At 74.6% G+C, this 8,486-nt stretch carries 6 protein-coding genes and 1 tRNA gene; 5 read left to right on the top strand and 2 right to left on the bottom strand.

The window, feature by feature from the left end; all coding sequences use genetic code 11:
* Both EAO77_RS03680 and EAO77_RS03675 read left to right on the top strand, forming a co-directional pair.
* Nucleotides 1-936: (2Fe-2S)-binding protein (locus tag EAO77_RS03680; protein WP_410088223.1), on the top strand; the 936-nt coding region annotated here is incomplete at its 5' end.
* A complete protein-coding gene (locus EAO77_RS03675) occupies nucleotides 933-3,257 on the top strand; it encodes a xanthine dehydrogenase family protein molybdopterin-binding subunit (protein ID WP_147986681.1) in 2,325 nt (774 codons plus the stop codon). The genes EAO77_RS03680 and EAO77_RS03675, both read left to right, overlap by 4 nt.
* 68 nt (nucleotides 3,258-3,325) lie before the next feature.
* Here the strand turns inward: EAO77_RS03675 and EAO77_RS03670 are convergent.
* Nucleotides 3,326-3,400: transfer RNA gene (locus tag EAO77_RS03670), tRNA-Cys, on the bottom strand.
* Nucleotides 3,401-3,582: 182 nt separating this feature from the next.
* Between EAO77_RS03670 and EAO77_RS03665 the strand changes: the two genes are divergently transcribed.
* From EAO77_RS03665 to EAO77_RS03655, 3 genes are all read left to right on the top strand, one after another.
* A complete protein-coding gene (locus tag EAO77_RS03665; protein WP_147986680.1) occupies nucleotides 3,583-5,082 on the top strand; it encodes an MFS transporter in 1,500 nt (499 codons plus the stop codon).
* Nucleotides 5,083-5,199: 117 nt separating this feature from the next.
* Nucleotides 5,200-6,984 carry a DEAD/DEAH box helicase gene (locus tag EAO77_RS03660; RefSeq protein ID WP_147986679.1) on the top strand — a complete coding sequence of 595 codons (1,785 nt, stop codon included), beginning with the start codon at nucleotides 5,200-5,202 and terminating at the stop codon, nucleotides 6,982-6,984.
* A gap of 396 nt (nucleotides 6,985-7,380) precedes the next feature.
* Nucleotides 7,381-8,022 carry an IclR family transcriptional regulator gene (locus EAO77_RS03655; RefSeq protein ID WP_147986678.1) on the top strand — a complete coding sequence of 214 codons (642 nt, stop codon included), beginning with the start codon at nucleotides 7,381-7,383 and terminating at the stop codon, nucleotides 8,020-8,022.
* A 172-nt stretch (nucleotides 8,023-8,194) separates the two neighbouring features.
* Here the strand turns inward: EAO77_RS03655 and EAO77_RS41230 are convergent, their stop codons facing one another.
* Nucleotides 8,195-8,452, bottom strand: coding sequence for a helix-turn-helix domain-containing protein (locus EAO77_RS41230; protein ID WP_187283104.1), 258 nt, complete (start codon nucleotides 8,450-8,452; stop codon nucleotides 8,195-8,197).
* Between the last annotated feature and the right edge of the window lie 34 nt (nucleotides 8,453-8,486).

Below are 8,486 nucleotides of genomic sequence, written 5' to 3'. Positions count from 1 at the left end.
GGGACGGCCCCGGGGTGTCGGCGGTCCGGGGCGGCGGCGCCGTGGTGGCCGCGTCGTTGCTCACGCCATGCCTCCGTCGTGCGGGTGGGCCTGCACACTACCGGCGCCGGGGGGCGCCTGGTGCGGGATCCGTGCCTCGTCCTGTCCGGGTTCGGACCCGCCGTCGGCCGCCGGGCCGGCCGCGCCCGCCGCGGCGCGTTCGGCGCGCCCGGCGACGACGTGGCCCCCGCCCCCGACGGCGACCCGGCCGCACCCGGCAACCCCGAGGGCGCCCCGGGCGAGGGCCCGGACGCGGCCGGGGAACCCACCGGCGCCTCGGACGAGCACCCGGCCACCTCGTACGTGCTGCGCGTCAACGGCACCGACCGCCCGGTCGCCGACGCCTGGATAGGCGAGTCCCTGCTCTACGTCCTGCGGGAGCGCCTCGGCCTGGCCGGCGCCAAGGACGGCTGCTCCCAGGGCGAGTGCGGTGCCTGCAACGTCCAGGTCGACGGCCGCCTGGTCGCCTCCTGCCTGGTCCCCGCGGCGACGACGGCCGGCAGCGAGGTCCGCACGGTCGAGGGCCTCGCCGGCGACGGCGAACCGTCCGACGTGCAGCGGGCGCTGGCCACGTGCGGCGCGGTGCAGTGCGGTTTCTGCATCCCCGGCATGGCCATGACCGTCCACGATCTCCTGGAGGGCAACCACGCCCCCACCGAGCTGGAGACCCGGCAGGCGCTGTGCGGCAACCTCTGCCGCTGCTCCGGCTACCAGGGCGTGCTGGCCGCCGTGCGCGAGGTCGTCGCCGGGCGCGCCGAACGCGCCGCGGCGGGCGCGGCCGGCCCGGCGGCCGACGGCGGGTCCGAACCCGGACAGGACGAGGCACGGATCCCGCACCAGGCGCCCCCCGGCGCCGGTAGTGTGCAGGCCCACCCGCACGACGGAGGCATGGCGTGAGCAACGACGCGGCCACCACGGCGCCGCCGCCCCGGACCGCCGACACCCCGGGGCCGTCCCCCGAACCGCCCGCGCACGGCATCGGCGCCTCCCTGGCGGCGGCCGACACCCGGGCCAAGACCGAGGGCACCTTCCCCTACGCCTCCGACCTGTGGGCCGAGGGCCTGCTGTGGGCCGCCCTGCTGCGCTCGCCGCACCCGCACGCCCGGATCCTGTCGGTGGACACCTCGGCCGCGCGGAGCATGCCCGGTGTGCACGCCGTGATCACGCACGAGGACATCCCCGGGGACGGGGCGTACGGGCGGCGCATCGCCGACCGGCCCGTGTTCGCCTCGGAGATCGTGCGCCACCACGGCGAGGCGATCGCCGCCGTGGCCGCTGACCATCCCGACACGGCGCGGCTCGCCGCGGCCGCCGTCACCGTCGAGTACGAGATCCTCGACCCGGTCACCGACCCGGAGAAGGCGTTCGCCGCCGAACCGCTGCACCCCGACGGCAACCTCGTGCGGCACATCCCGCTGCGCTACGGAGACCCGGACGTCACCGGCGAGGTGATCGTCGAGGGCCTGTACCGCATCGGACGCCAGGACCCCGCCCCCATCGGCGCCGAGGCGGGCCTCGCCGTGCCCCGCCCCGACGGCGGCGTCGAGCTGTACCTCGCGTCGACCGACCCCCACGCGGACCGCGCCCTCGCGGCCGCCTGCTTCGGGCTGGAGCAGGAGCGGGTCAAGGTCGTCGTCACCGGGGTGCCCGGCGCCACCGGCGACCGCGAGGACCCCGGGTTCCAGCTGGCCCTCGGGCTGCTCGCGCTGAAGACGGGCTGCCCGGTCAAGCTGACCGCCACCCGTGAGGAGTCCTTCCTCGGCCACGCCCACCGCCACCCCACGCTGCTGCGCTACCGCCACCACGCCGACGCCGAGGGGCACCTGGTCAAGGTGGAGGCCCAGCTGCTGCTGGACTCGGGCGCCTACGCCGACGCCTCCTCCGAGTCGCTCGCCGCCGCCGTCGCGTTCGCCTGCGGCCCCTACGTCGTCCCGCACGCCTTCATCGAGGGCTGGGCGGTGCGCACCAACAACCCGCCGTCCGGGCACGTCCGCGGCGAGGGCGCCATGCAGGTCTGCGCCGCGTACGAGGCCCAGATGGACAAGCTCGCCACCAAGCTCGGGGTCGACCCCGCCGAGCTGCGGCTGCGCAACGTCCTCGCCACCGGGGACCTCCTGCCCACCGGCCAGACGGTGACCTGCCCCGCGCCGGTCGCCGAACTCCTGCGAGCGGTCCGGGACACCCCGCTGCCCTCGCTGCCCAAGGACACCCCCGAGGACGACTGGCTGCTGCCCGGCGGCCCCGAGGGCGCCGGGGAGCCCGGCGCGGTGCGCCGGGGCGTCGGCTACGCGCTCGGCATGGTCCACATGCTCGGCGCGGAGGGCACGGACGAGGTCTCCACGGCCACGGTCAAGGTCCACGACGGCGTCGCGACGGTCATCTGCGCCGCGGTGGAGACCGGTTCGGGCTTCTCCACCCTCGCCCGCCAGATCGTCCAGGAGACCCTGGGCATCGAGGACGTGCGGGTGGCCGCCGTCGACACCGACCAGCCCCCCGCGGGGCCGGCGGCCCACGGTCGCCACACCTGGGTCTCGGGCGGAGCCGTCGAGCGCGCGGCCAAGATGGTCCGCACCCAGCTGCTGGCTCCGCTGGCCCACCAGTTCGGCATGTCCACCGAGCTGCTCCAGATCACCGACGGCAAGATCACCTCCTACGACGGAGTGCTCTCCACGACCGTCACCGAGGCGATGGAGGGCAAGGAGCTCTGGGCGACGGCCCAGTGCCGCCCCCACCCCACCGAGCCGCTGGACGAGTCCGGGCAGGGCGACGCCTTCGTCGGCCTCGCCTTCTGCGCGATCCGCGCCGTCGTCGACGTCGACATCGAGCTCGGCTCGGTCCGCGTCGTCGAGATGGCCGTCGCCCAGGACGTCGGCCGCGTCCTCAACCCGGCCCAGCTCGCGACCCGCATCGAGGCCGGTGTCACCCAGGGCATCGGCGCGGCCCTCACCGAGAACCTGCGCACCGCCCGCGGCCTGATCCGCCACCCCGACCTGACGGGCTACGCCCTGCCGACGTCCCTGGACGCCCCGGACATCCGCATCGTGAAGCTCGTGGAGGAACGCGACGTGGTCGCGCCCTTCGGCGCGAAGGCGGCGAGCGCGGTGCCGGTGGTCACCTCCCCGGCCGCGGTCGCCTCCGCCGTGCGCGCGGCGACCGGCCGCCCGGTGAACCGCCTCCCGATCCGCCCCCAGGCGGCGGTGGCGGCACCGAAGTCCTGACGGGACGCCCTCGGGGCCGCCCGGAACGACGGAACGGCGGCCCCCGAGGGGGCCGCCGTTCCGCGGTGTGGAGGCCGTGGCGGGGATCGAACCCGCGTAACACGCTTTGCAGGCGTGCCCCTGAGCCACTCGGGCACACGGCCGTGTTCTTCAACTCCTCGACCGTAGGCCGCCGTCCGGGGGCCGCTCAAGGTTTCCGGGCCCGCCGCAACACGACTGCCATGTGCCGTTCACGACCGACGGCGGGGTCCTACGACCAAGGGACCGCCCCGACCCCGACCAGCGACAGGGTCCATCCTGGTGGACACCCCTTACTCTGGTGGGCATGACCGCCCCCGAACCGCGTGACACCGACGTCACGCACACGCCCCGTGCCGCCGCTTCCCGCACCGCCGGGGGCGATGCCGTCAGCGGCGGCCAGGACGGCGAGGGCGGTGTCCTCGGCCCGGCGCACCGGGCACTGAGCGTCGGGATCGTCTCCGTCGTGTTCCTGATCGCCTTCGAGGCGACCGCCGTCGGCACCGCCATGCCCGTCGCCGCGCGCGAGCTGCACGGCATCGGGCTCTACGCGTTCGCCTTCTCCTCCTACTTCACGACCAGCCTCTTCGGCATGGTCGTGGCCGGTCAGTGGGCGGACCGGCGCGGGCCGCTCGGGGCGCTCGCCACGGGCATGGCCGCCTGGGCCGCGGGGCTGGCGCTCTCCGGGACCGCCGGGGCGATGTGGATGTTCGTGCTGGGGCGAGCGGTCCAGGGGCTCGGCGGCGGGCTGGTCATCGTCGCCCTGTACGTCGTCGTCAGCCGGGCCTACCCGTCCCGGCTCCAGCCGGCGATCATGGCGGCGTTCGCCGCGAGCTGGGTGATCCCGTCCGTGGTGGGGCCGCTGGCCGCCGGCACGGTCGCCGAACACCTCGGCTGGCGGTGGGTCTTCCTCGGCATCCCGGCGCTGGTCGCCGTCCCGCTCGCCCTCGCCCTGCCCGCGATACGACGCCGTGCCTCCGGTCCCGCCGACCCCGGGGCGCCCGTCCCCTCCTTCGACCGCCGGCGCATCCGGCTCGCCCTCGGCATCGCCCTGGGCGCGGGGCTGCTCCAGTACGCGGGCCAGGACCTGCGGTGGCTCTCGCTGCTGCCCGCGGCGGCCGGTGCGGCGCTGCTGGTGCCCTCCGTGCTCGGCGTCCTGCCGAAGGGCACCTACCGGGCCGCCCGCGGGTTGCCCTCCGTGGTGCTGCTGCGGGGCATCGCCGCGGGCTCCTTCATCGCCGCAGAGTCCTTCGTCCCGCTGATGCTCGTCACCCAGCGCGGGCTGTCGCCGACCCTCGCGGGCCTCTCGCTCGCGGCCGGCGGGGCGACCTGGGCGCTCGGCTCGTACGTGCAGTCCCGGCCGCGCACCGAGGCGTACCGGGAGCGGCTGGTCGTACTCGGCATGCTGCTGGTCGCCGGCGCGATCGCGACCGCACCGGCCGTCCTGATCGACGGCGTGCCGGCCTGGATCGTCGCCGTCGCCTGGGGCTTCGGCTGCTTCGGCATGGGCCTGGTGATCGGCTCGACCAGCGTGCTGCTGCTCAAGCTGTCCGCTCCGGAGGAGGCGGGCGCCAACTCGGCGGCCCTCCAGATCTCCGACGCCCTCTCCAACGTCCTGCTGCTCGCGGCCGGCGGCGCCGCCTTCGCCGCCCTCGGCGGCGGCGCGGTCGGCGCCGCGGCCCACGCAGCCGCCGACACCACGGCCGGCTCCCACCCGGCGGCCTTCACCGCGGTGTTCCTGCCGATGGCCGGGGTGGCGCTGGTGGGCGCCTGGGTGGCGACGCGGCTGAGTGTGCGGCCGATGTGAGGCACCTCGCACTCCGCGTGCGGGGGTGTCGCCCGGACCGGAATCCGGCGGCCGCCCCGGTAGGGTGGCCCGGTTGTCGTACAGCACCCCGTCCAGCCGAGCCCGTACCCGGAGACCGTGACTACTACCGCCTCCCACCACCTCTCACCCGCCTTCCCCGGCCGCGCCCCCTGGGGCACCGCCAACAAGCTGCGTGCCTGGCAGCAGGGGGCGATGGAGAAGTACGTACAGGAGCAGCCCCGAGACTTCCTCGCCGTCGCCACGCCCGGCGCCGGGAAGACGACCTTCGCGCTGACCCTGGCCTCCTGGCTGCTGCACCACCACGTGGTCCAGCAGGTGACGGTGGTCGCGCCGACGGAGCATCTGAAGAAGCAGTGGGCCGCGGCCGCCGCGCGGATAGGGATCAAGCTGGACCCCGAGTACAGCGCGGGTCCGCTGAGCAAGGAGTACCACGGCGTCGCGGTGACCTACGCGGGCGTCGGCGTGCGTCCCATGCTCCACCGCAACCGCTGCGAGCAGCGCAAGACCCTGGTGATCCTCGACGAGATCCATCACGCCGGTGACTCCAAGTCCTGGGGCGAGGCCTGCCTGGAGGCGTTCGAACCGGCGACCCGGCGGCTCGCCCTGACCGGCACGCCCTTCCGCTCGGACACCAACCCCATCCCGTTCGTCACCTACGAGGAGGGCACCGACGGCATCCGGCGCTCCTCCGCCGACTACACCTACGGCTACGGGAACGCGCTGGGCGACGGCGTCGTGCGGCCGGTGATATTCCTCAGCTACAGCGGCAACATGCGCTGGCGCACCAAGGCCGGCGACGAGGTCGAGGCCCGACTCGGCGAGCCGATGACGAAGGACGCGATCTCGCAGGCCTGGCGCACCGCCCTCGATCCGCGCGGCGACTGGATGCCCAATGTGCTGCGCGCGGCCGACCGGCGGCTGACCGAGGTCCGCAAGGGCATCCCGGACGCGGGCGCGCTCGTCATCGCCTCCGACCAGGACTCGGCCCGCGCCTACGCCAAGCTGATCCGCGAGATCACCGGCACCAAGGCCACCGTGGTGCTCTCCGACGAGGCCGCCGCGTCCAAGCGGATCGAGGAGTTCAGCGAGAACGAGGACCGCTGGATGGTCGCGGTCCGCATGGTGTCGGAAGGTGTGGACGTCCCGCGTCTGGCGGTCGGCGTCTACGCCACCACGATCTCCACGCCGCTCTTCTTCGCCCAGGCCGTCGGCCGCTTCGTGCGCTCCCGGCGGCGCGGCGAGACCGCGTCCGTCTTCCTGCCGACCATCCCCAACCTGCTCGGCTTCGCCTCCGAGATGGAGGTCGAGCGCGACCACGCCCTCGACAAGCCGCGCAAGGAGGGCGAGGAGGACCCGTACGCCGAGTCCGAGAAGGAGCTCGCGGAGGCGGAGAAGCAGCAGGACGAGGACACCGGCGACCAGGACATGCTGCCCTTCGAGGCGCTCGAGTCCGACGCCGTCTTCGACCGGGTGCTCTACGACGGCGCCGAGTTCGGCATGCAGGCCCACCCCGGGAGCGAGGAGGAGCAGGACTACCTCGGCATCCCCGGTCTGCTCGAACCGGACCAGGTGCAACTGCTCCTCCAGAAGCGCCAGGCACGGCAGATCGCCCACAGCCGCAAGAAGCCCGACACCGAGGCCGACCTCCTCGAACTCCCCGCCGAGCGGCGGCCGGTGGTCTCCCACAAGGAGCTCCTGGAGCTGCGCAAGCAGCTCAACACCATGGTCGGCGCCTACGTCCACCAGAGCGGCAAACCGCACGGCGTGATCCACACCGAGCTGCGCCGGGTGTGCGGCGGGCCGCCGAGCGCGGAGGCCACCGCCGGGCAGATCCGTGAGCGGATCAAGAAGGTGCAGGAGTGGGCCACCCGCATGCGCTGACGCGCCGGCCGGCGGCCCCGCCCGTCCACCCGGGGCACGCGGGCGCGGCTCTTCCGGCGGGCGTGCCGGACATCAGTGACATGCCGTCTTTCGGTGCGGTACAACAGCATGCGGTCGACTGTTCGAGAGATACGCGTACGGCGTGACGACAGAACTCCCGAAGAGGGAGCAATAACGCGTCGTCAGAAGAAGATCGCCCGGATTCTGGACGAGGTCTTCCGCTGAGCGGTGCCGGTCGCTACTGTCCCCGCCATACACACGCCCCGTGGCAGCGCCGCCGCGGAGCGCAGTCGGTGTGCCATGGCCTGCCGGCGGCCTCTGGGTGCGTCGCCGATGGGACCGGTGCCGTACCTCCGCCGGGGGACCGCCGTCACTCACTCCTAAGGAGGGGGCGTCGTGACCGCGGAAACCTCTCAGACGCTCGACCGGGGACTTCGTGTCCTCAAGCTGCTCGCCGATACCGACCACGGGCTGACCGTCACCGAGTTGTCCAACAAACTCGGCGTCAACCGCACCGTCGTCTACCGCCTGCTCGCCACCCTGGAGCAGCACGCCCTGGTACGCCGCGACCTCGGCGGCCGGGCCCGCGTGGGCCTCGGTGTGCTGCGCCTCGGCCGCCAGGTGCACCCTCTCGTACGCGAGGCCGCGATGCCCGCGCTGCGCTCGCTCGCCGAGGACATAGGGGCGACCGCCCATCTCACCCTCGTCGACGGCGCGGAGGCTCTGGCGGTCGCCGTCGTCGAACCGACCTGGACCGACTACCACGTCGCCTACCGGGCCGGCTTCCGCCATCCGCTGGACCGGGGGGCGGCCGGCAAGGCCATCCTGGCGGCCCGCCAGACCGCGCACAACGAGCCCGGATACACCCTGACCCACGGCGAGTTGGAGGCGGGCGCCTGCGGCGCGGCCGCCGCGCTGATGGGGGTCACCGGGATAGAGGGCAGCGTGGGGGTCGTCATGCTGGCCGACGCCGTCCCCGAGCGGGTCGGCCCCCGGGTGGTCGACGCGGCCCGCGAGGTCGCGGACGCCCTGCGCTGATCGCACCGGGAGCCGGGCCGCCCGCGGCACGGTGACCTCGCCCCGGCGCACCGCCGCCGGGGCGGTGCGCCGGGGGCCGGGCCGCGCGGCGGGATCGCGCCGGCCGGCACCGTCGCCCCCACGGACCGTCGCCCCCACGCACAGCTGCCCGCCCGCCCGCACCGCCCCGCCGTCACGGTCGCCGCCGGGGGAGGGCCGCGGGACGCGGCGGCCCGGCGCCCGGGCGGGCAGATAGATTGGCGTCGTGTTCTCCAGCCTCACGCGCCCCCGCGCCCTCGCGTACGAGAGGGTGCACCTGGCGGCCGAGGCGCAGCACACCGAGGCCCACGCGGGCCCGGCCGCCGAGGTCGCGGCGTACCAGGGCGTGCTGCTCCAGGGTGGCGAGCAGGCGGTAGACGACGGTGCGGTTGACGCCGAGTTTGTTGGACAACTCGGTGACGGTCAGCCCGTGGTCGGTATCTATC

The sequence above is a fragment of the Streptomyces sp. T39 genome (assembly GCF_008042045.1).
Classification (GTDB): domain Bacteria; phylum Actinomycetota; class Actinomycetes; order Streptomycetales; family Streptomycetaceae; genus Streptomyces.
Note: the sequence above shows the minus strand (reverse complement) of the source record. Positions and strands in the feature narration are given on the sequence as shown.